The sequence below is a fragment of the Enterococcus sp. AMC2644 genome (assembly GCF_058216475.1).
Genome location: NZ_CM177095.1, coordinates 915,595 through 939,289, shown reverse-complemented (window position 1 = coordinate 939,289; position 23,695 = coordinate 915,595). Strand labels below are relative to the sequence as shown.

Below are 23,695 nucleotides of genomic sequence, written 5' to 3'. Positions count from 1 at the left end.
AAGGAGTGCTTGGGATGTATGCAGTGAATATGGAAGATGAAATCATCAAATATTTACCTTTAGTTGAACGAGTTGTCAATCGAGTGGGGATTAAAAGTCAAGAATATGAAAAAGGCGACTTATTTAATATTGGTGTGATTGGCTTGATGGACGCGTTACACAAGTTTGATGCAACAAAAAAGGTTCCTTTTGAAAGTTATGCGGCTATCCGTATTAGAGGAGCAATCATTGATGAAGTTCGAAAAAATGCCAAACTTTCTCGATATAAAATGGCCCATGTAAATGCATATTACCAAGTAAAGCAAAAGCTTGAACAAGAGTTAAAACGTGAAGTGACAGACAATGAAATTTGTCAAGAAATGGCAATTGACTCTAAACAATTGGGGGAGATTTTTGATAGTATTCATTATTTGGCTAGTATGTCTTTGGAAGATACTTTATTTAACCAAGAAGATGAAGGGATTGAGTTGAAAGATACAATCAAAGACACTTCAATCATTAGTGCAGAAGAGCAATTGCTAGACGTGGAACATAAACAAGCCTTACAAGTAAGTATTCAAAAGTTAACAGAAAGAGAACAACTTTTGTTAAGTTTATATTATAAAGAAGAGTTGACACTAAGAGAAATTGCTGAAGTATTAGAAGTTTCGATAGCAAGAGTTTCGCAGATTCATGGAAAAATTATCAGTAAACTAAAACAGATTATTCAGGAGGAAATGTCATGATACGCGCATTTGATACATTAACGAACCAATTTAATATTCTACAAAAACGTCAAGAGAACATCAGTAGTAATATGGCAAATGTTCAAACACCAGGTTTTCAATCAAAGCAATTATTTCAACAAACCTTGGAAGAAGTTGATGTGTTCAATTATCAAAACGGTAGTCGTTTAAATCGCCGAAATGACATTGGTTCTTTGGTTTTTAGTAACGAATTGGCAGGTTCTGCTTTGAATACTCAAAAAGGCGCACTGCAAGAAACTTCTCGACCAACAGATTTTGCTTTAGGAGCAGATGGCTATTTTGCGGTGCAAATGCCTAATGGTGAAGTTTCCTATACACGCAATGGTAATTTTGTTTTAAACAATCAAAATCAATATGTTACCCAAGAGGGTTACACAGTTTTCAATCAAAACAATCAACCAGCGACTTTAGCAGCACCGAATTTTCGAGTAGTTACTTTTACAAATTCACAAAATTTAACAAGCGAAGGCGATACATATTATACAAGTAATGAACAGCCTCAGATAGTCAATAATCCTCGTATTTATCAAGGATACCTTGAACAAGCGAATGTTCAAGTAGCTGATGAAATGGTGGCGATGATTCAAGCAACCAGAGAATTTGAAGCCAATCAAAAAGTCTTGAGCACAACCAATGAAACATTGCGTAAAGCAGTCAATGATTTAGGTAGATTCTAGTAGGGGGAGAAAAAATGAATTTAAATAGCTTATTACACGTGAGCAAATCAGGAATTAATGGATTACAACAAAGTCTAGATAGAACTGCCAATAATATTGCTAATGTAAATACGACTGGATTTAAAGAAAAACAAACAAGCTTTCGTGAGCTCTTAAATAACCAAACTACCGCACAAGAAGTCAATCTTCCAGAAAATGCAGCGGTGGCATTTAATCGTGGATTAGAAACAACACAGCAGAGCGTTGTTTTTAGACAAGGAGCTTTACGTGCAACTGATTCACCTTTGGATTTAGCGATTGAAGGTAATGGTTTTTTTGGTGTACGTGATGCGAATAATCAATTGTTTTTAACACGTGATGGTAATTTTGGATTTGATACGAATGGGACTTTGGTGAACAATCAAGGGTTACGTGTTGAGACAACCTTAACAGTTCCTTATCAACAATGGCCCCAAGGGAAACCAGTGATTGACCAAGCTGGAAATATTTCAATTACTGCTAATGGTACAGCAACGCCTGTTGGGCGAATTATGATGTATTTACCAGAAAACTCAGAGGCAGTCGTACCGAATGGTGATAATTTATATCAAGTTGAACCAGGAGCTGTTGTAAGAACATCTAATGAAAATATTGAAGGCTTAGGAAAAATTCAGCAATCAATGCTTGAGAATTCTAATGTTGAGTTAGCTCGCTCAATGACTGAAATGATAACAACACAACGTGCCTATTCATTAAATACTCGCGTGTTACAAAGTACGGATGAAATGTTAAGTATTGTTAATCGTTTTACGGATTAAGGTGAGTCATAAATGATTAAAGTTAAAAATGCCAGTAAAAATTATAACAATGATTCTCATTGGGCGTTAAAAGAAATATCGTTCCAAATACAATCAGGGGAGTTTATCTACTTAGTTGGTCCTAGTGGTTCGGGAAAGTCAACTCTCTTGAAATTACTTTCGAGACAAGAAAAATTAACTAGTGGTTCAATTCAAGTAGGTAACATTTTAGTGGATAAAATTAGTGATCCTAAATTATATTTATTGCGACGCAAATTGGGGATTGTTACTCAAGAGGATATTTTTTTACCGCAACATACAGCTTTTGAAAATGTGGCTTTTGCGATTGAAGTGGTTGAAAAAAATTCTGATCCTGAAAAGGTCAATAAAAGAACGATAGCAGCATTAGAACAAGTAGGTATGTTGGATCATCAAGAGAAATTAGTTACGGATCTTTCAATTGGACAACGGAAGCGAATTGCGATTGCTCGTGCACTGGTGAATAATCCATTAGTTGTACTTGCTGATGAACCAACGGCTAACTTAGATATAAAGTCAGCTGTTGAAATGATGAAAATTTTTTTGCGCATTCATGATACCGGGACATCTGTAATTATTGCAACTCACGATAGTACGATGGTGAACTCGATTCGTAAACGTGTATTAGAATTGGATAATGGTTATTTAATTCGTGATGAAAAATTTGGTGGCTATACTCAAAATTCAGACCCAAAAGATGTATATGTTTGGTAAGTCTCGCTTTAAATTTGTCAAAAATATCCGATAGTTAAATCAGAACTATCATTTTTGGCCAAAAGGAGGGAACTTTAGCTACGTCTTAGATAGTGTCTAATTAATTTATTAATATATGTTGTTGAAAGAAAGGGTAGCTCAATGAAAGAAAAAAGACGTTTTTTTTCACGTATTCCACTAAGTATAATAGTTTCATTTATTAGTACGGTTATTGCTTTGTTTGCTTGTTATATGTTTGTATTGAAATCTAATGATAATCCATTACTTACACAACAGTTTATTCGTTTTTCTGTGTTTGTTTTAGTATTAGAAATTGTCCTTTCAATTATAGTAACTACAATTTCTAAGAGAAAAACAGATGCAGTATTAAATCAATTATTAGAGCAATTACAGTATGTTAACAAAGGCGATTTTCAGCATTTAGAGGCATCTGAAATTACTACGAAACATCCAATTATTCAAAACGTAATTGAACGATTTAGTGGCATTGCGAATACCTTTAAAGCCTTAATTTTAGGGATGAAAGATGAGAGTTCCCGCATGACTGATATGGCAGCCCAATTAGATGAGACTGCTCATGATATTCGATCAGCTGTTGAAAATATTCAAGGCAATATGGATCGTATTGCAGATTCTGCCAGTACAGAAGCTGCAGATGCTGAAAAAACAGTACAAGAAACCGATGAACTGGCTAATGGAATTGAAGCTATTCATCGTGATGTAAAACAGATTGATAGCTATATTGATCAAGCGAAAAATAGTAATATTCGTAACGCTGAATTAATGTTTAAAGTATTTGAACGTTGGGAAACTGAACGTTTGGGACAATCTCAACTTGTTGAAGAGATGAAAGAGATGAATCAAGACATTCAGAGCATTGGACAAATTGTTCAACTGATTAATGATATTTCAGAACAAACTAATTTATTAGCTTTAAATGCATCAATTGAAGCAGCTCGTGCTGGGGAAGCGGGTCATGGCTTTGCAATCGTTGCTGATGAAGTTCGTACATTAGCTGAACAAAGTAGTCAATCAACTAAAAATATTCGTAACATTATGGAAAATATTCGGAATAAATCTGAGCACATGGTGAAGACAGTGACGACTTCTTTTGAGAATGGCGAGAAACAAACGCAAACCTTAAATAAAGCGATTGAGTCATCAAACGAAATTACCGATGTTGTCGATTCGTTTATTGCAAGTATTCAATCAGTGGAAGCTCATATTAAAAATATTGTAGCGAAAAAGGATCTAGTCCAACGCTCAGTTAACAATATTTCAAATGCAATTTCTGATACTTCTGCTAGTACCCAAGAAGTAAGTTCTAATTTAGAAAATGTTTCAATTATTATTGAAAAATTTGAGTCAGAAATCCAAGAAATTGCAACAATGGCTAGTATTCTTAAATTTCAAGTAGATCACTTTAAGTTGTAAAAGGAAAAAATGAAAAAGGAAGAAAATAGATATGGAGCAGTATGTTGTTTTTAAAAGCCACAATCAACTATTTGCTATTAGAGTGACAAATGTTGACCGTGTCATTGAAGCGAATCGATTCATTGAATTGCCTGAAGTTGCGGAATTTATTTTAGGTGTTTATGAATATCATGACAATATGGTGCCAATTGTTGATGTGCGCAAAAAATTATTTAATCAGTTTTCAGAACAAACAGAAGAAAGCAAAGTTATTTTATGCCGTTTTGAAGGTCATTCGCAAGGTTTATATGTAGAAGATATTATTGGTATTTCTTATATGGAAGAAACCAATTACGAACAAGACTTAGTCAAATCATTGCTAAAAAAAGGATACATCGAAAAATTCTTGAAATTAGAAGATGAAGTCGTCATGCTATTGGAACTGGACTATCTATTTAACAATGAACAAACGCAAGCGGCTTTTCAAGAGCTTGAACAGTTCACTGATGTCGAGGATACCATTGATGATGCAGACTGAAATTAGAGTAGGTATTTCTGATTATAAATTAGGAAAAGCTCCTAATAAATTAATTACAGTAGGTTTAGGTTCGTGTATTGGCACAATCATTTATGATGAAAAAACCAAAGTAGGTGGACTAAGTCATATCATGCTACCTGATAGCACGATGTTCGTTGCTAAACAAGAAGTAAAAGTTGCTAAATTTGCTGATTTAGCTTTGCCAGAAATGGTAGGTGAGTTAAAACAACAAGTACCTTTCCCACGTTTGAAGGCTAAAATCGTGGGTGGTGCTAGTATGTTTGGCTTTCATTCTAGTACAGCTTCAATGGGGATTGGTCAAAGAAATATTGAAGCAGTTGAAAAAGTCTTAAAAGAATTACGAATTCCAATTGTAGCTAAGCATGTTGGGGGCAACGCAGGGCGAACAATGATTGTTGATTTAGATGATTTTAAAACGACTGTGCGAATTGTAAATCAAGAAATTGTCTACATTTAAAGGAGGAGACTAGATGGATATTTTGGTAGTAGATGATTCTGCATTCATGAGAAAAATTGTTACAGACTTATTAGAAAAAATGCCAAATATTCACGTCTCTAATGCGGCGAGAAATGGAAAACATGCGTTGAAATTATTAGAAGATAAACAGCCGGATTTAGTACTATTGGATGTTGAAATGCCCATTTTGAATGGATTAGATACATTGAAAGAAATAAAACGTCTGTATGATATTCCTGTAATTATGCTAAGCGCACTCTCCAATAAAGACATTACCATTGAAGCACTAGCTTTAGGTGCAGCCGATTTCGTTGAAAAACCGACAAACATTAGAGAAATCCAAGATGAATGGATTCGTGAATTTTACGGGAAAATTAAAAGCATTCATGCGCAAAATCGTCGTATGTCACGACGCATTGAGCGTATTGAAAAAGTTGAAACTAGTATACCTGTTATTAAAGAACGTTCATTACCAAGTCGTGTTCAAGCGGTTGTAATTGGTGCGTCGACAGGTGGTCCTAAAGCGTTATTAAAAATTAGCCAGTCTTTGCCAGCAACCTTAAGTGTACCCATTTTTATTGTCCAACATATGCCAAAAGGATTTACAACGTCTTTTGCTAAAAGAATGGACGATGAAAGTAAAGTAACTGTTAAAGAAGCGCAAGATGGAATGCCGATTGAAAAGTGCGTATATCTTTGTCCAGGAGACTATCATATGACAGTAAATCAAGGGAAAATTAGCTTAAACCAAGAAGCGAAAGTTCATGGAACTCGACCAGCAGTGGACTATTTATTTAAATCAGCTGCCCAAATGTACCGTCGGGAATTGATTGGTGTTATTTTGACAGGAATGGGGAAAGACGGAGCAGAAGGAATGCGTGAAATTCAACGATTGGGCGGTTATACCATAGCTCAAGATAAAGAATCAAGTGTTGTTTTTGGGATGCCACGTCAGGCGATTATGTCTGGGGTAGTAAATGAGGTTTTAAGTTTAGAGGAAATTGGTCCGAAACTAAGACAAATGGTGAGGTGAGCTAGATGCAATTGAATTTTGAGTTTTTTAATAAATGGGTGAAAGATAAACTAGGTATTCAACTAGATGCGTATAAAGAAAAACAAATGCAACGACGTATTGCTAATATTATGGAATCTCGTGGAGTAAAAACGTTAGAAGCTTATGCAAAAATTTTAGAACGTGATCCTGTAGCGAAGCAGGAGTTTTTAGAACACATTACCATTAATGTGACAGAATTTTATCGTAATCGGGAATTGTTTGACACCTTTGAAAAAAATCTAGTCACATTAAATCAGCAGTTTTCACGTTTGAAAATTTGGAGTGCTGCCTGCTCTATTGGTGCAGAACCTTATACGCTAGCAATGATTTTACAAAAAAATAAAATTCAAACGGCAAAAATTATCGCAACAGATATTGACCGAACAATTCTTCAAAAAGCCAAAGAAGCCACCTATAAACCAAATGAAATTAAGAACATCCCAGTAACTGATCGAGAGTTGTATTTCAATAAGCTTACTAGTGATCAATATCAATTAAAGGAAACAATTAAACGTCAAGTGATGTTTAAAAAACATGACTTGTTAAAAGATCGTTATGAAGATAAGTGTCAGATTATTGTTTGTCGAAATGTAACAATTTATTTTAAAAATGATGCGCGTGATGAAGTTTATCGTAAATTTAGCGAATCGTTAGTACCAGGAGGCATCTTATTTACAGGTGCAACAGAAACAATCAATTTTTCAGAGAAATTTGGATTAAAGAAAATTGATTCGTTTATTTATCAAAAAATGTAGAATTAGGAGTGGGAGAAGCCGTGGATGATAACAGTATTTATCGTACACTGTTCTTCGAGGAAACAGATGACCATCTACAACAGTTAAATGACAATGTATTGGAATTAGAAAGTAATCCCAATGATGCCAGTCTATTAAATGAAATCTTTCGTTCAGCTCATACCTTAAAAGGAATGGCAGCAACGATGGGCTATGATGTAATGACCGAATTAACCCACAAAATGGAAAATATCTTTGAAAAATTCAAAGAAGGTTCGGTTGATGTCACAAGTAGTTCAATCTCATTAGTTTTTCGTTGTTTGGATAAGTTATCTAGCTTAGTCGAAGATTTACGTGAAGAAAAAGAATTAACGCATGAATCAATTGAAGAGTTGTTAGCAGAGTTAAATGTAGTTGAACAAGGCACGATTCAAGAATCAGAGCCTGTGGATGCAGTTAGTGACGTTTTTCAATCGGGAGATTTAGTTGTAGGTTTTAGACAATTGGAAGATAGTGATTTACATGTTATTAAAAGTGCAATTAACGATGATTACCAATCATATAGTATCTCTGTTCGTTTAGAAGAAGATTCTTTGTTAAAAGGACCTCGAGCCTTTTTGATTATGGAAAAGTTAGAACAAGAAGGCGATATTCTTCACACAGAACCAACTACTGAAGCGTTAGAAGAAGGCGATTTCGATTCAGACTTCCATGTTATTTATCTAACAAAAAATGATAAAGAACGCGTTTTAGAAAATTTACTAGGAAATAGTGAAGTGGAAGAAGTCAAAGTTGAACATTTTGATGAAACACGCCATATCTTAGACGAACAAGTAAGTATACTGCTTCCAGACGAAGAAGTTGGCAGTGTGCAAGCAGTAGAACCAATGGATGAAGTACTAGCAGAAAAAACAGTAGAACCGACCATAGAAAACGAGCTTGTTAAAGTAGAAGCAACCAATAAATCTGCACAACAACATCATCATAATAATCAATCGATTCGTGTTGATTTATCTCGTTTAGATTTATTTTTGAATCTTGTCTCAGAATTGGTAGTTTATCGTAATCAATTAGAAGAAGTGAGTACTCGTGCTAATATAGCTGATATTAAAGAATCGCTTGAACAAGTGTCGCGTTTAACTTCAGAATTGCAAGATTTAGTCTTAAAGATTCGTATGCAACAAGTCAAAGTTGTCTTCAGTCGTTTTCCAAGAATGGTACGTGATTTGTCAAATGAATTAAACAAAGAAATGGATTTGATTATTACAGGTGAAGAAACAGAACTAGATAAAACTGTTGTTTCTGAACTAAGTGAGCCACTTGTCCATTTATTAAGAAATTCAGTTGATCATGGCATTGAGCTACCAGAAGAACGAGAACGTTTAGGAAAAGAACGTAAAGGAACGATTCGTTTATCTGCGTTTCAAGAAGGAAACCAAGTCATGATTACAATTGAAGATGATGGAAAAGGACTAGATCCAGCTGTCATCAGAGCAAGTGCTGAAAGAAAAGGCATATCTGTAGATGGTCTCAGCGATGAGGAGATTCAACAATTGATTTTCCATCCAGGATTTTCGACAGCTAAAGAAGTAACGAATATTTCTGGCCGTGGTGTCGGGATGGACGTGGTGAAATCAAAAATTACTTCATTAGGTGGAACGATTGAACTTCGTAGCCAAGTAAATGTGGGAACTATTTTTATTATAAAATTACCGTTAACCTTGTCTATTATTGAAGCATTGATGGTGCGGATCGGGAATGAAAATTTTGCCATCCCACTAGATATCGTAGAACGTGTCGTAATGATTCGTGAAGCCGAAATTGAGGAAACGTTAAATGAAGAAGTCTATGAATTTCAAGGTGAAATGATTCCAATTATTCGTACCAATGAATTACTAGGAGTCGAAACGAATCATACTGGGAAGCACTATGCTATTATCGTTAATATCGATCAACGTTATTACGGTATTTTATCGGATGAATTAATCGGTCAGCAAGAAATCGTAATTAAAAAAATTGATAGTATCTTACAACAAATTAGAAAGTATCAAGGCGCAACGATATTAGGCGATGGGTCAATTGCTCTTATTTTAGATATCAATGCGATTTGTCATGATCAGAGGAATTAATAGATGACTTATACAGACTTACAATTAGATGGACTGAGAGAAATTATTAATATTGGTGGCGGTCATGCAGCAACCAGTATTTCGATGATGGTTAATCGTACGATTGATATGCGTGTACCTGAAGTTGAAATTTTAAGTTATGACAAACTTTATGAACAAATTTTATCTGAAAATGAAGAAGTTTATGCAGTTGTGAGCCAAATTTTAGGCGACGTTCGCGGTGTATTTTTATTTGTTTTAACAAATTCAGCTGCTGACAAAATGACAGAGTTCATGGTAGGAACATCAGAATTTACAGATGAAGTAAAATACTCGGCAGTAAATGAACTGACTAATATTGTTTCCAATTCTTTTTTAGGGGCAATTGGAAGTTTTTTAAACAATCAACTGATTGCATCTTTACCTATGATACAATATGATTATTTTGGTGCAATTATTAGTAGTATTTACATGGAATTAAATCAATTTGATGATCAAATTATGGTTATTCGCAATGAATTTACGTATGACGCAGACAAATTAGATGCCTCCTTATTTTTTATACCAGAGGAAGGCGTTATTGAAAAATTTTTAACAACTTTAGGAATTTGAGGAGAGAAAAATAAATGGCAAAAACAGTATTGATTGTAGATGACGCAGTATTTATGCGCATGAAATTAAAAGATATTTTAGAAAAAAACGGCTATGAAGTCGTTGGTGAAGCTCAAAATGGGCAGGAAGCTTTTGAAAAATATCAAGCAGTGAAACCAGACTTAGTAACAATGGACATTACAATGCCAGAAGTTGATGGACTAGAAGCATTGAAAATGATTCGTGAAGCGGATGGGTCAGCTAAAGTTGTCATGTGCAGTGCGATGGGGCAACAAGGAATGGTAATGGATGCTATCCGTGCTGGAGCAGTTGATTTTATCGTTAAACCATTCGATACAGATCGTGTAATCAAAGCTGTAGATAAAGCTCTTTCTTAAAAAGGAGATGGACCAAGATGCAAATGATTCTATTTAAAATGAATCATCAAAACTTTCTCATCTCAGCAGATGCCGTGGAAGAAGTAATCGATACCATTCGGATTACGAAAGTTCCTCTGGCACCACATTGGGTAGAAGGATTGATTAATTTACGAGGCACCGTATTAACCGTTGTGAACTTATCGCAATTAATAGGTGTTCCTTCTGCAAATACCAACCGAAATATTTTAATCATGAAACAAAACGAAGAGAAAAAAGGGTTGTTGATTGAAGAAGTAGTTGAAGTTGTCGATATTGAAGTAGAAGATATTCAGTTAGTAGATGAGGATGGGTACGAATACTATTCAGGTATTGTATCTTTTCCAGATAAGGTAGCAAATGTGATTCAAGTAAATCACATGATTTTTGAGTAAATGGGGGATTGAATTGGATCAGGTATTGTCGCAACAAGAGATTGATAATCTGTTAAATGCCATGAGTAGTGGTAAGATTACTCAAGAAACAGTTGAAATAGAAAACGAACAATCCAGAGTTAAGAATTACGATTTTCGAAGACCAACCAAGCTTTCAAAAGAGTATATCAATACGTTGTATATGATTTTTGAAGATTTTTCGAAAATGGGAAGCAATGCTTTATCAACACAGTTAAGAACGAATGCTGCTTTTCAATTAGCAGCAATCGAACAAATCAGTTATGAGGAGTTTATCCATTCAATTCCTAAATTCACATTATTAGGATTACTGCAATCAGAACCAATGAATGGTATTCAAATCATTGAAATGAATCCACAACTGTGTATGTTGTTGGTTGAATTGTTATGTGGTGGAACAGAAATTCATCAAGAACAAGGAGAGCGTTCAGAAGTAGATTCGTTAGATAAAAAATCTTTTACAGATATCGAACTAGCAATTTTAGAAGAAATTATGTCTCAACTAACCTCTGCTTTTGAGCATGCTTGGAAGGATATTGTTAATCTATCAACTGTATTAGGAGGAATGGATACAAACCCCCAATTGTTGCAAAATATGTCTCCCAATGAACCTGTTGTACTAGTTACCTTTACTGTAAAAATTTTCAAAGTACAAACATTTATTAATATTTGTATTCCATATGTTTTCTTTGAAGGTATTGTTGATAAATTGAGTTTCCGTAACTGGTTTGATTCGAATAAATCATCAAGCCAAGAAGATTCTGATGAATTACAAAAGAGTTTGAATGGTGTTGACTTAGAGCTAGAAGTTCTTTTAGGGGAGGCTCAAATGAGTCTTTCTGATTTCCTTCACCTAGTACCAGGGGACGTAATCAAATTAGATCGTAAAACCACTGACCCGTTAGATACATTTATTGAAGGAAAACCTTTCTATCGAGTAATTCCGGGTAAGAAAGGTGACCAATACGCAATTGAATTAATAGATAAATTGGAAGGAGATCAGAACGAATGAGTGAAAGTCTGTCACAAGAAGAAATTGATGCAATGTTAAATGGAGGTTCTATCTCTACTCCAACAAGTGAGCCGGATAACTCATTAACAGAGCAAGATAAGTTTGATATTATTGGTGAAGTGGGCAATATTTCGATGTCTCAAGCGGCAACAACATTGTCTTCTATCCTAAATCGACGCGTAATGATTACTACACCACGTGTTTCAAAAGTAAAATTTGGGGAAATTTTAAAAGGGTTAGTAGCGCCCAAAGTGTCAACCACTGTTGAGTTCAAAGAAGGATTATATGGAACCAACTTGATGTTATTAGAAGTTAGTGATGCGATTATTATCGCTGATTTAATGATGGGTGGCGAGGGTGAGCCTAAAAACACAAAATTCACTGAATTAGAATTAAGTGCTGTAGCCGAAGCAATGAATCAAATGATTGGTTCAGCATCGACATCCATGGCAACGATGATTAATCGTAAAGTTGATATCTTACCCCCAGTTGTGAATTTGTGGGAAAATGAAGCAGAAATTGATTATGATGGTATTGTTTTAGATGAAGATATTTATCGCATTTCATTTTCATTGAGTGTTGAAGGTGTTATTGAAAGTGAAATTATGCAAGTTTTTACAAATGATGTAGTCAATGAAATTATGGAAGCAATGCTGGCAGATCAGGCAGAAGATTTGCGTCAACCTGCACCGATAACTGAACAAAAAATTGTTCAACCAGAGCCACAGCCGGTACAATCACAAGCAACGCAAACAGTTCAACAACCACAGCGTAAAGTAGAAATAAATCAAGCAGAGTTTCAACCATTAACTGCTAGATCAAGTGTTGATGGGGATAATTTAGATTTGATTTTAGACGTGCCATTGGACTTGAGTGTTACTTTAGGTAAGAGTAAAAAATCTATTAAAGATATTTTATCCCTAAATACAGGATCGGTGGTTGAATTAGATAAGTTAACAGATGAGCCATTGGAGATTTTAGTTAATGGCAAGCTTATCGCTACAGGAGAAGTAGTCGTTATTAATGAGAACTTTGGTGTACGCATAACTAATATCTTATCTCCGAAACAACGATTGCATCATCTAAATTAAAAATAAAAAAAAGTTAAGCGAATCCGTTTAACTTTTTTTATTTTTAACCGATAATATATATCAGAGAATAAAAGAATGACAAAGGAGGGCTCTGTATGAAAATCGAAAGAGGTTATGGCGAATACACAGAACATATGCTACAGTCGAAAAAAAAGCAAGCTGAAGTAGCATACAGTCAATCAAAACAAATCAATCCAACGAAAGACAATATTGATTTATCTGAGACAACACAAAAAATTCGACAAACACAAGTGAATGACCAAACTGAAACTGCCCGAGCTGATAAAGTAGCTGCATTGAAAAAAGCGATTCAAGAAGGAACCTATCAAGTGTCTGCCGAAGAAATTGCGACAAGTATGGTTCAAGCAATGACAACAGCAAAGGACATCTAATCTATGACAACGACTGAATTTGAACGTAAATTAGTGGCATTTTCTAGTTTATTAAAAAAAGAAAAAAATTATCTTATCAAAGGGCAATCTGAGAAGCTAGAAGAAATAGTGGCAAAAAAAGAAGCTTTTGTTCCACTATTTAATTCTTATACAGGTGAAGTGACGGATAAAATACGTAAGTTGATTCAGCAAATTCAATTTCAGCAAGAAGAAAATTTGCTTTTAACACAACAGGCAATCAGTTACCAAGAGGTACTGATGCAAGCGGTTAAGGATACAATGCAATCAGCAACCAAACAGACGTATTCAAAGACGCCTAACGCACCTTATCAGCAACTAGCGCCAACTAGTCTGGTAGATACAGAATTTTAGGAGGAACACGCAATGACAGGTTTATTTGGGATGTTAGGCACTGCAACACGCGGCATGAATGCCAACCAAACCGCCTTACAAACAAGCGGACATAATATAGCGAATACAAATACAGATGGGTATTCACGCCAACGCGTACATATGACTACAGAACGCCCTTACTACATGTCAGGGGTAGGGGCAATCGGAATGGGTGTTTCGGCAGCAAGCGTCGATCGGATTGTGGATCCTTTTATTCGTAATCAAACACGCGATGCGTATTCGAAATTTCGGATGTATGAACAAAAGTCAGATGCATTAGGACAACTGGAACATTTCATGAACGAACCTTCTGAAACAGGAATTATCAATCAATTATCTGTGATGTATGATGCGTGGTCTAAATTAGGAAGTAATCCAGAATTAGTTACTTCAAAATCTTTAGTTATTGAGAATTCAGCTTCTTTTGCAGATATGGTACGAGAAATGGCTGGCCAAATTTCTCAATTAAAAGGAGAAATTACTAGTAACCTTGAAAAAGGTGCGATGGATTTCAATGAGAAATTAGAACAGCTATCCATTCTAAATGACCAAATTTTTTCGATTTCTTCTAATGGAAATGTACCCAACGACTTATTAGATACTCGTGACTCTTTATTAAAAGATATTGCTGGACTAGCGGATATTTCTACTACTTTCGATAGTTACGGACGGGTATCGGAACTAAAAATTGGTGGTAAAAATGGTGAAACAGTTCTAGACATTCAGGGTCATAAAAAAATCAGTGTCGTATCAGGAGAAGGACAAGTATCTGTTGGTGGCGATGCGAACAATAAGGTAACAATTACTGACAATCTACCTATTGGAACAATTGTTATTGAAGACGAAGACTACACACCAACTGAGCCAGCTTTCAAAGCAATTGACGTAAATGAAGGAGAAATTGGTGGTTTTCAAGCAGCTAGCAAGGAGATTGATGAACGATTCACAGAGTTAAATACCTTTGTTACGAAGTTTGCTGAAACAATCAATACAACTTATCGCAATGAAGCCGGGATTGATTTCTTTGATTTAGGAACAGATCCGACAAAAGTATTAGAAAATATTAAAGTTAATCAATCGCTACAAGATAATCCAGCTACTTTAAAAACGGGAAAAGGGACAACCCCTGCTCCAGGAGATGGCTCATTGGCAAAAGACATCGAAAAATTGTTTAATACAAAAGATGCGGGCGATCAAATGACCTTTGCTGAACGTTACAATAACATCGTAACAAAAAATGGAATTTCCAAACAACAAGCAGATAATATTGCAGCGTCTCAACTAACCGTATTAAATCAATTAGAGTATAAAAATGAATCAATATCTGGTGTGAATTTGAATGAAGAAGTTTCAGATGTTATCCGTTTCTCACAAGCTTTTCAAGCAAATGCTCGTGTTATTCAAACCATTTCAGATATGCTTGATACACTAATCAACAGAACAGGAGCGTAGGCCCATGCGAGTTTCAACAAATGTAACATATAATGATTTTATTAAAAACCTAGGCGCCAATGCCTCAAAAGTTCAAAAAACATTAAATCAATTATCAAGCCTAAAAGAAGTGAGTCAATCATCAGATAATCCATTGTTGGTTTCTAAGATTATGAATTTAAATGTATCCTTATCTCGTAATGCGACATTTAATCAAGAGATTAAGGACACACGTTCTTGGGTGCAAACCCAAGACGGTGCCCTATCGAATGTTGGTGATTCAATGCGTCGTATTCGAGATTTGATTCAATCGACAGGTTCTGGAACCAAAGATGCAGATGCTGTTCGAGCAAATAAAAATGAAATTCAGCAAGAAATTCAAGGAATTGTTGAAGCCTTAAATACCAATTTTGATGGTCGTTATGTTTTTGGTGGACAAAATACGACTGAACCCCCATTTTCAGTCGTTAGAAGAGATCCAGCAGACCCCAAAAGTGAAGTGATTGGGATTTCCTACAAAGGCTCAACAGTAGATGTTTCTCGTGAAATTGCAGACAACGTGACGATTGATGTACCTACTAATGGCAACGCGATGATGAGTGTAGACGGAGAAAGTTTGAATGACTTTTTTAGTGATGTTATTAATCAAATGAACATCTATTTAGGGGAATCATCCGATAATGACCCTATAACAAGACCTTCTGGTAATGATGCTGATTTACAAATTTTTGCCGAAGATTTCATGAAACAAATCGATACATTTAGTGATAATATCGTCAATTTCCGAACAAAGATTGGCGCTGTGGATAATCGCTTGAAGTCTGCGCAAGATCGCAATGAAGCAGATAAAATTAATTTAACAAGTGCTTTATCTGAACGACAAGATGTTGATATTGCTGAAAAGTATATGGAATATCAAAACCAGATGTTAGCCTATCAAACGACAATGGCGATGGGAACTAAGATTATGCAGACCAGTATTTTGGATTATGTTCGTTAAAAAGAGTGAGCCGTGTGCGAGCTCTTTTTTATTTCAAAAGAAAAAATTTATAAATTAAAAAAATCCCCATTCTTCTCTTAAAAAAGCTAATTACTTTCCGATACATAATAGCAGAGGATAAACCTGTGTTTGGTTAGATAAAAAGTTGGGATTTTTTAGAAAAAATAGCAATTCACTATTAACTCTAAAAAGAAACCACCGATATTATATAACAGAGGGGAAACCTTAACGAAAGATGAATGAAAATTAGGAGGAAACAAACATGAGAATTAATACAAATATCTCTGCAATGAATACTTATGGTCGTTTGACTAATGCCAATGCTTCTAAAAGTGAATCATTGTCAAAATTATCATCAGGACTACGCATTAACAAAGCCGGCGACGATGCTGCTGGTTTAGCTATCTCTGAAAAAATGAAAGGCCAAGTTGGCGGTTTAAATCAAGCTGTACGTAATGCACAAGATGGCGTATCATTAATCCAAACAGCTGAAGGTGCATTAAACGAAACACATGCAATCTTAGGTCGTATGCGTGACTTAGCTGTCCAAGGTGCCAACGGAACATTAAGCCAAGATGACCGTGCTGAAATCAATAAAGAATTTGATGCATTGAAAACAGAAATTACTCGTATTTCAGATACAACTGAATTCAATACCAAAAAATTGTTGAATACTGAAGGACAAAACTTCACTTTCCAAATTGGTGCTAATGGTGGACAAACAATGTCAGTAACAATTGGCAAAATGGATTCAACAACATTAGGCTTAAAAAATGCTAAACTTTCTGGTAATGAATCAGAAGATGCAATTAGAGCAGATAAAGTTTATACAGATGCTGAATCTCGAAATCAAACAGCAATAACAGAAGCAGCTACTATTGATGCTAAATATTTAGATACTGATGGAAAAATGGTAAGCAGAGAATCATTTGTAGGGGCTGTTAATACAGCACAAACAGCTTTGGACAAAACGAATGCATTAATTGCTATTGATGGAGCAGCAGAAGACCTTTCAGCAAATGCAGATGACTTAATTGATGCTTCAGATGCTTCAACAACTATTGAGAATGATGCACAATTAGTATCATATTTTACAGGTAAAGGAAAAGGATCTGCTGCTGGTGTTATGAGCGCTGCTGAGGCTGAAACGTTTGTAGCTAATCTTCATACAGCAGAAGTAGGGATTTCTTTTGGAACTAGCACTTTGGGGTCATTAAAAACAGCTCTTGAGGGCTTGGTAATTCCAGCAGATAATACTACTGAAACAGCTGGCTTAAGTAATGCTAAGGGTGATTTAGCTGGGTATACTGATGCTCAAGTAAAACTTGAAGAAAAAGAAGCAGCAGCAGCTAATTTAGAATCAGCTAAAACACAAGCATTAGATTCATTAGGACGCGCGGCAGCATCTGATGCAATTGCAGATATTGATGCAGCAATTAAATCTGTTTCTGGTCAACGTTCTGACTTAGGTGCGGCACAAAACCGTTTATCTCATACTGTTAAAAACTTAACAACAACGAAAGAAAACTTATCAGAAGCGAACTCACGTATCCGTGATGTTGATATGGCAGAAGAAATGATGAGCTTTACTAAGAGCAACATCCTTTCTCAAGCAGCAACTTCAATGTTATCTCAAGCAAATGCTATGCCAAACAGCGTATTAGGCTTATTACAAGGTTAATACTCTGTTTTAAAAAGAATCGGCGCAAGTCGATTCTTTTTTATTTTCTACTTAAATTTAGCTAGTTAGCTACCGATAGTATTACTAAGTATAGTAAGATTACATAGAGAAAGAAGGGATCGAATATGGCAAGTATTACAGGTGCATCCGGGATTAGTAGTATCTTAGGTCAATATTCTGGTATTGGCGCGGAACAAATTGATCAGCTGTTGCAGGGAGATGCCATTCCGAAAATGCGTGCCCAAAATCGTATTACGGATATCCAAAATGAAAAAACTGCTTGGAGTGATATCAAGACACGATTAACTAATTTTTTGAAGCGAACCGAAGATTTACAAAAATTAGATACATTCCAATCAAAAAAAGCCACAACTTCTGATGACAAGACGGTGAAGATTTCAGGAACGGCTACAGCCGGTGAAGGTAAGTACAACATCCAAGTCAAAGAGTTAGCGACGTCTTCTCGTTTGACGGGGACGCGCCTAGAGTCGAATGATAAAGCCTTGTTAGCGTCAGGGACATTAACGATTAAAACTGCCGATGACACCAACAATGAATTTACCTTTGATATTAGTGGAACCGATAGCTTAAAAGATGTGGCGGCGAAAATTAACAAAGAAACTAAAAATTCCAATATTACGGCAACAGTTGTTGATAATCGCTTGGTTTTAGAAGATAAAAAAACCGGTGAGCGTACCTTTACAGTGGAAGGTGCGGTGAAGGAAGAATTGGGATTAGCTGATGCTGCGTTAGTGCGTGGACAAGATGCCAAATTTGTCTTAAACGATATTGAAATTACGCGTCAATCAAACACGGTAGATGATGTCATTGAAGGCGTAACTTTTGAATTATTACAAAAAACCGAAGAAGGCAAAGATGTTTCCCTTTCGTTAACCAATGATACGTCCAAAGTCAAAACTGCGGTGAAAGATTTTGTTGCGCAATATAATAGTTTGATGACGTTAATTAATGACAAATTAAAAGTTGGCGATCCTAGTGCAGAAAAAAATACCGATGCCGGTGCGTTAGCGGGCGATAGTACCTTAATTCGTTTGCAAACAGAATTACGTAATATGGTTGCACCACCCTATGCTTCAGGTGGTGGCTTAAAAGCGGGGGATGTAGGGATTTCGATTACCGATCGTCAAGGAACCTTAGCCTTAGACGAAAAAAAATTCGATGAAGCGCTAGCCAAAGACCCCGATGCCTTAAAAGATTTCTTCTTTAAATCAGAAAAAACTGGCGAAAGTACTAAAACTAGTGGCTACTCGGTAGCGCTAAAAGATATTGCTGACAAATATTTGTCGGAAAAAAGTGATAATAAAGGGATTTTGGCAACAAAATTCGAATCATATGAAGCGAGTATTAAAGATTTAAATAAACAAATTACCCGTTTAGATGAAGTCTTAGAGCAGAAAAAAGCGCGTTATGTGGATATGTTTACGCGATTGGATCAAGCAATGATGAAAGCTGAAGAGCAAATGTCTTGGTTGATTAGTCAAGTTGATTCATTTAATGGTGGGAAATGATGACGAATGAAGAACGGCTTGTCAAAGAAGTATTGGAATATTTATTGGAGCAAATGAATAAATGGAATGGCGAGATTGATCAAATAGAGACATTGCTAGAGCACTGTGAACTCAAACTAACTATTGTGGCACAATCGACAGGTGGTTTTCAAGCCAATGAAGTTTTAGCAAGGCAAGTAATTGTAAAATACCAAGAATTATTACTACAAATGAAGACAAAAAAAGAAGAAGTTGCCAAAGAAATGTCATTATTAAATCAACGAGCAACTAAACGTAATGCGTATGCACAACCTGTGTCACCTGATTATGAATTCTATTATTGAAAGTGAGAAAAAAGATGTATCAAGCCCAATCTATGCAAAATAATTATTTTAAAACCCAAGTGATGAGTGCATCACCCAATAAACTAATCGAAATGTTATTAGAAGGAGCAATCAAAAAAATTCGCGTTGCAAAACTAGCCTTGGAAACTGGCAAGCTTGCACAAATGGGCGAAAATTTGATTAAAGCGCAAGATATTGTTTTAGAGTTACGTTATTCAATTAACGAAAAGGTTGAAAGTTCCATTCCACAAGATTTGATTCAACTTTACGAATATATGCACCAGCGTTTGGTAATTGCTAATATTGATCGTGATACTGAAGCAATGGATGAAGTCCAAAAATTATTAACAGAGTTATTAGATGCGTGGAAACAAATTTCAGAAACAAAATAATTGAAAATCAGTCGGTTCTGTTGCAAGAAAACTTGGCAGAATTTACTGGTTTTTTTGATTTGTCTCTTAAAAAATAAATCAAAAAAGCCGATAGTATAAAATGATAATGTGTAAATCAGTAGCAGGAGGATCGGTCAAATGGATATATTTTTAATAGTTGGGATTATATTAGGTTTTGTCTCCGTTGTTGTCGGGATGATTTTAAAAGGTGCAAATGTCATGGTTTTAATCAATCCGGCTGCTGCGATGATTATCTTTATAGGAACAATTGCTGCGTTAGTCAATTCATTTCCTGGAAGTGAAATTAAACGCCTACCGAAAATTTTTGGCGCATTAATGCGAAATGACAAAGAGAATGTTACAGAAGTTATCGAAAAAATTGTTGAATTAGCCAATCTTGCACGTCGTGATGGCGTGTTAGCCTTAGAAAGTAGTGTAGAAAGTTTAGAAAATCCTTTTATGAAAAAGGGGCTAGAAATGGTAGTGGATGGTGTTGATCCAGAACAAATCCGAGAAATTATGGAAAATGAAATTGTCGGTATTGAAGAACGACACCGTACTGCGGCACAGATGTTGAAAACTGCTGGAGCAGCTGCACCAACATTAGGCGTATTAGGCGCGGTTATTGGTCTGATTGGTGCATTAGGAAATTTAAATGATGTAGACGCGTTAGGACATATGATCTCGGCTGCGTTCGTAGCGACAATTTATGGGATTTTCTTAGGATATGTGATCTTGGTGCCATTTGGTTCTCGTTTAACCTCTAAATCAGCAATCGAAGTGCAAACAATGATGATTATCATTGAAGGGGTGATGGCGATTCAAGCAGGACAAACACCGAAAAACATTGAACAAAAATTAAACAGCTTAATTGAGCCGAGTAAACGTTCATCAAATGATGAGTAGAGGGTGTGAGAAGCAATGAAAAGAAAGAAAAAACATGAAGAACACCATGATGAAGCTTGGTTGCTTCCATACTCGGATATGATGACGCTGTTACTGGCATTGTTCATCGTAATGTTTGCGATGGCAAGGGTCGATGAAGAAAAATTTGAAGAGTTTCGTAGTGAATTTGGAACAATTTTTTCTTCACGGAGTGGTAGCGATTCGATTATTGGGAATGTTGTTGATTTAGGTGTTAGTCGCGTGGTACCAATTGAACAAGCGGGTAACGGTAGTGGCGAGAAAACCGGTACTGGCAATGAAGTGCGCTCTATTTCAGGAGAAGCAGCAAAAGAAGCCATATTAGCCCAAAAATTGGAAGACCAAAAAATGGCAGCAGCTCGTGAAGACATTAAACAAGCGTTAGCTGATGCCGATTTGGATGGCGATGTAGAAGTGTCATTACGGTCTGACGGGATTCATATTTCTCTTGAAGACAGTATCTTATTTCACTCTGGAAGTACGAATCTATCAAATTCGGTTCGTCAATATTTAGATTTGATTTCTGGTCATATCAAAGAGCTAAATAAAGAAGTGACAATTGCAGGTCATACCGACAATGTTCCAGATCCAAATTCGACAAACTGGGAATTGAGTGCTAAACGGGCAATTGCTGTGAGAGATTATTTGGTGGGAACGGCTGGCGTGAAGTCAGATAAAGCTTCGATTCAAGCCTTTGCAGATACACAACCGATGGCAACCAATCAGACAGCAGAAGGTCGCACAAAAAATCGACGAGTGGAAATTATTGTTTATAAAGATTATGAATAAGACTGAGCTACTGCGTGTAGTCGCTCCGTCTTATTTTCTTATCAAGGAGGAGAAAAAATGAGAAAAGGGCTACGAATGCTGATTGCATTGCTCATTTTCGCTGCTGGTTGTTTTGGGGCGTATTATTTCTTTTTGAAAGACGACAAAACAACACCGACAGAAGAAGCGGCTAGTTCAGAAACACAAGCGAGTACAACTGAAGAAACAATTGAAGAACCGACTAAAGACTACAACGAGGAAGCAACGTATAATCAAGACAATCAAATAACAATTACACCACGTGATGAACCATTGGAAAAAGAAGGCTCACGTAAATTTGTTAAAACAATCCGCTTTGACGTGCCTTTTGAAAATCAATTAGATAAACCTGCCCTGGAAAATGGTGGTGGCATTACAGCTTTGTCGATGTTGCTAAATTATTATCGAGTAGGTACCAGTAAAAATGAGTTAGCTGAAAAATTACCCATTGAAGCTTATGAAAAAGATGGCTTACATGGGGATCCCACAAAAGGTTTTGTTGGTAATTTAGAAAAAGGAAAAGCATTAGGTGTTTTAGCTGAACCAATTGCTAAAGTGGCCCAAGAAATTGTGGGTGAGAACTATCAAGTGGTGATGAGTGATCAAATGCCCTTTGAAGAATTATTAGAACAAGTTCAAAAAAATCGTCCTGTATGGATTACTACAAGTAAAGATTTGAAAGTTCCTCGTAAGGGTGATTATCAACAGTGGCCGACAGCAGCCGGTATGATGAATATGCCGAAATATATTCATGCGGTGGTGATTGTCGGAATGGATCAATATCGTGTGTATATCAACGATCCATTAGGGGAAGAAGAAAAGGAAATTAAGATTGGCGAGATGAAAGCAATTTACGAAAAAATGGGTAGTCAATCAATATATTTGAAAAAAAATTAATAATTTAAAACAGAGGACAGAAATGTTCTCTGTTTTTATATGGAACTAGCTAAATTTTCCTAGTGATAAACGTCTTAATTGGCCTGATGTATAGCTTAGAAGCTAGGGACTATTATTCAGTTGAAATACAAGGATGGCTTCAAAAAGTGTTCAAAAAAAGTATACAGTGATAGTTCAGTGTGTACCAGTCACTTATAAAGATGGTTCTCTTTTAAAAATGTCCATTGATTGCTCCTTTTCAGTGAGAGGTTCGATAGTCAATTGTGTAGTAAGGAAGCATGTTTTTCGTAAAAAACTTTTTTTTAACTTATAATTAGTAAGAGGTGAAGGCATGAAAATTGAAGTAAGACGTCGCTTAGTTGGCACTATTCCGTTATTGGAAGTTGTTGAACAAACGGCACTATATGAAAAGCGTCCATTGATTGTTTACTATCATGGATGGCAAACGCAAAAAGAATTGGTTCTAACACAAGGGCGAAAGCTAGCACAAGCAGGATTTCGTGTGATTTTACCTGATGCAGAAAATCATGGAGAACGTAAAAGTCCAGTATCGACTATACCGTCATTGACTTTTTGGCAAAGTATTCAAACGAACTTGTTTGAATTTTCATCTATCATTGATTTTTTTAAGCAGCTAGAATTGGTAGATGATTTTATTGGTGTAGGCGGTATCTCGATGGGCGGGATGACAACGTGTGGTTTATTGACACAGCACCCAGAGATTTCGGCAGCTGCTTGTGTGATGGGATCACCAGCATACTTGAGCTATCGAACGGCATTAGAGACCAATATCAAAAAATTTGGAAGAAATCTTCCAAAAGATTATCATTTATTGACAAGCTGGATTGAAGCCTATGATTTAGACAGCTGGTATCCAGAGATTCCTCAGCGTCCTTTATTTTTCTGGCATGGAAAAAACGATGAAAAAATTCCGTTTGAACATGTTGCTAATTTTGTAGAAAAATATGCGAACGAGGTGATTACTTTCCATGCTACTGAAGAAGGTCATCTGGTTAAAGGCGCAACTATGACGGAAGTTACTGACTTTTTTGTTACAGCGTATAAGAACTCGCTCTCCAATGAATAAGGGGAGCGAGATTTTTTTATTTACTAGAAACATTTTGAA

Annotated in this window: 26 protein-coding genes and 2 pseudogenes; all 28 read left to right on the top strand. The window is 35.9% G+C overall.

Annotated elements, in window-relative coordinates; genetic code table 11:
* The first annotated feature begins 14 nt into the window (after window positions 1-14).
* Window positions 15-725 carry a sigma-70 family RNA polymerase sigma factor gene (locus AC4BC5_RS04550; RefSeq protein ID WP_490496990.1) on the top strand — a complete coding sequence of 237 codons (711 nt, stop codon included), beginning with the start codon at window positions 15-17 and terminating at the stop codon, window positions 723-725.
* On the top strand, window positions 722-1,423 hold the full coding sequence (locus AC4BC5_RS04545; RefSeq protein ID WP_490496989.1) for a flagellar hook-basal body protein: 702 nt from the start codon (window positions 722-724) through the stop codon (window positions 1,421-1,423). The genes AC4BC5_RS04550 and AC4BC5_RS04545 overlap by 4 nt, the downstream gene beginning before the upstream one ends.
* A gap of 14 nt (window positions 1,424-1,437) precedes the next feature.
* Window positions 1,438-2,220, top strand: a complete 783-nt coding sequence (locus AC4BC5_RS04540; protein ID WP_490496988.1) for a flagellar hook-basal body protein — start codon at window positions 1,438-1,440, stop codon at window positions 2,218-2,220.
* A gap of 12 nt (window positions 2,221-2,232) precedes the next feature.
* Window positions 2,233-2,952: a cell division ATP-binding protein FtsE gene (locus tag AC4BC5_RS04535; RefSeq protein ID WP_490496987.1), complete on the top strand. Its 720-nt coding sequence runs from the start codon at window positions 2,233-2,235 to the stop codon at window positions 2,950-2,952.
* Between the two features lie 141 nt (window positions 2,953-3,093).
* Window positions 3,094-4,386 carry a methyl-accepting chemotaxis protein gene (locus AC4BC5_RS04530; RefSeq protein WP_490496986.1) on the top strand — a complete coding sequence of 431 codons (1,293 nt, stop codon included), beginning with the start codon at window positions 3,094-3,096 and terminating at the stop codon, window positions 4,384-4,386.
* Window positions 4,387-4,417: 31 nt separating this feature from the next.
* A complete protein-coding gene (locus AC4BC5_RS04525) occupies window positions 4,418-4,903 on the top strand; it encodes a chemotaxis protein CheW (RefSeq protein ID WP_490496985.1) in 486 nt (161 codons plus the stop codon).
* Window positions 4,890-5,381 (top strand): chemotaxis protein CheD, encoded by a 492-nt coding sequence (locus AC4BC5_RS04520; RefSeq protein ID WP_490496984.1) that lies wholly within the window; start codon window positions 4,890-4,892, stop codon window positions 5,379-5,381. The genes AC4BC5_RS04525 and AC4BC5_RS04520 overlap by 14 nt, the downstream gene beginning before the upstream one ends.
* 13 nt (window positions 5,382-5,394) lie before the next feature.
* The gene (locus AC4BC5_RS04515) at window positions 5,395-6,414 is read left to right on the top strand and encodes a protein-glutamate methylesterase/protein-glutamine glutaminase (protein ID WP_490496983.1); all 1,020 of its coding nucleotides are present in this window, start codon (window positions 5,395-5,397) and stop codon (window positions 6,412-6,414) included.
* A gap of 5 nt (window positions 6,415-6,419) precedes the next feature.
* Window positions 6,420-7,190, top strand: coding sequence for a CheR family methyltransferase (locus AC4BC5_RS04510; RefSeq protein WP_490496982.1), 771 nt, complete (start codon window positions 6,420-6,422; stop codon window positions 7,188-7,190).
* 20 nt (window positions 7,191-7,210) lie between these two features.
* Window positions 7,211-9,298, top strand: a complete 2,088-nt coding sequence (locus AC4BC5_RS04505; RefSeq protein ID WP_490496980.1) for a chemotaxis protein CheW — start codon at window positions 7,211-7,213, stop codon at window positions 9,296-9,298.
* A 3-nt stretch (window positions 9,299-9,301) separates the two neighbouring features.
* The gene (locus AC4BC5_RS04500; RefSeq protein ID WP_490496979.1) at window positions 9,302-9,889 is read left to right on the top strand and encodes a chemotaxis protein CheC; all 588 of its coding nucleotides are present in this window, start codon (window positions 9,302-9,304) and stop codon (window positions 9,887-9,889) included.
* Between the two features lie 14 nt (window positions 9,890-9,903).
* Entirely contained in the window at window positions 9,904-10,266 is a 363-nt protein-coding gene (locus AC4BC5_RS04495) for a response regulator (RefSeq protein WP_490496978.1), read from the top strand.
* A gap of 17 nt (window positions 10,267-10,283) precedes the next feature.
* Window positions 10,284-10,679 carry a chemotaxis protein CheW gene (locus AC4BC5_RS04490; RefSeq protein WP_490496977.1) on the top strand — a complete coding sequence of 132 codons (396 nt, stop codon included), beginning with the start codon at window positions 10,284-10,286 and terminating at the stop codon, window positions 10,677-10,679.
* 13 nt (window positions 10,680-10,692) lie between these two features.
* The gene (gene fliM / locus AC4BC5_RS04485) at window positions 10,693-11,709 is read left to right on the top strand and encodes a flagellar motor switch protein FliM (protein WP_490496976.1); all 1,017 of its coding nucleotides are present in this window, start codon (window positions 10,693-10,695) and stop codon (window positions 11,707-11,709) included.
* A complete protein-coding gene (gene fliY, locus AC4BC5_RS04480) occupies window positions 11,706-12,800 on the top strand; it encodes a flagellar motor switch phosphatase FliY (RefSeq protein WP_490496975.1) in 1,095 nt (364 codons plus the stop codon). Before fliM ends, fliY begins: the two co-directional genes overlap by 4 nt.
* 95 nt (window positions 12,801-12,895) lie before the next feature.
* Complete coding sequence (flgM, locus tag AC4BC5_RS04475; RefSeq protein WP_490496974.1) at window positions 12,896-13,192, top strand: flagellar biosynthesis anti-sigma factor FlgM; 297 nt, start codon at window positions 12,896-12,898, stop codon at window positions 13,190-13,192.
* A 3-nt stretch (window positions 13,193-13,195) separates the two neighbouring features.
* The gene (locus AC4BC5_RS04470; protein ID WP_490496973.1) at window positions 13,196-13,564 is read left to right on the top strand and encodes a flagellar protein FlgN; all 369 of its coding nucleotides are present in this window, start codon (window positions 13,196-13,198) and stop codon (window positions 13,562-13,564) included.
* A gap of 12 nt (window positions 13,565-13,576) precedes the next feature.
* Entirely contained in the window at window positions 13,577-15,037 is a 1,461-nt protein-coding gene (gene flgK, locus AC4BC5_RS04465; protein WP_490496972.1) for a flagellar hook-associated protein FlgK, read from the top strand.
* Window positions 15,038-15,041: 4 nt separating this feature from the next.
* A complete protein-coding gene (gene flgL / locus AC4BC5_RS04460) occupies window positions 15,042-16,016 on the top strand; it encodes a flagellar hook-associated protein FlgL (RefSeq protein WP_490496971.1) in 975 nt (324 codons plus the stop codon).
* Window positions 16,017-16,278: 262 nt separating this feature from the next.
* Window positions 16,279-16,765 (top strand): annotated as a pseudogene (locus AC4BC5_RS04455) (flagellin N-terminal helical domain-containing protein); the annotation flags it as partial.
* A 665-nt stretch (window positions 16,766-17,430) separates the two neighbouring features.
* A pseudogene (locus tag AC4BC5_RS04450) lies at window positions 17,431-17,697 on the top strand (flagellin); the annotation flags it as partial.
* A gap of 125 nt (window positions 17,698-17,822) precedes the next feature.
* Complete coding sequence (gene fliD, locus AC4BC5_RS04445; protein WP_490496970.1) at window positions 17,823-19,226, top strand: flagellar filament capping protein FliD; 1,404 nt, start codon at window positions 17,823-17,825, stop codon at window positions 19,224-19,226.
* Window positions 19,223-19,549 (top strand): hypothetical protein, encoded by a 327-nt coding sequence (locus AC4BC5_RS04440; RefSeq protein WP_490496969.1) that lies wholly within the window; start codon window positions 19,223-19,225, stop codon window positions 19,547-19,549. The genes fliD and AC4BC5_RS04440 overlap by 4 nt, the downstream gene beginning before the upstream one ends.
* A gap of 14 nt (window positions 19,550-19,563) precedes the next feature.
* Window positions 19,564-19,941, top strand: a complete 378-nt coding sequence (fliS, locus tag AC4BC5_RS04435) for a flagellar export chaperone FliS (protein WP_490496968.1) — start codon at window positions 19,564-19,566, stop codon at window positions 19,939-19,941.
* Between the two features lie 138 nt (window positions 19,942-20,079).
* The gene (gene motA / locus AC4BC5_RS04430) at window positions 20,080-20,847 is read left to right on the top strand and encodes a flagellar motor stator protein MotA (RefSeq protein ID WP_490496967.1); all 768 of its coding nucleotides are present in this window, start codon (window positions 20,080-20,082) and stop codon (window positions 20,845-20,847) included.
* A 15-nt stretch (window positions 20,848-20,862) separates the two neighbouring features.
* Window positions 20,863-21,654 (top strand): flagellar motor protein MotB, encoded by a 792-nt coding sequence (locus AC4BC5_RS04425; protein ID WP_490496966.1) that lies wholly within the window; start codon window positions 20,863-20,865, stop codon window positions 21,652-21,654.
* A 57-nt stretch (window positions 21,655-21,711) separates the two neighbouring features.
* Window positions 21,712-22,569, top strand: a complete 858-nt coding sequence (locus tag AC4BC5_RS04420; RefSeq protein WP_490496965.1) for a C39 family peptidase — start codon at window positions 21,712-21,714, stop codon at window positions 22,567-22,569.
* A 331-nt stretch (window positions 22,570-22,900) separates the two neighbouring features.
* A complete protein-coding gene (locus AC4BC5_RS04415) occupies window positions 22,901-23,656 on the top strand; it encodes an alpha/beta fold hydrolase (RefSeq protein WP_490496964.1) in 756 nt (251 codons plus the stop codon).
* Window positions 23,657-23,695: the final 39 nt, after the last annotated feature.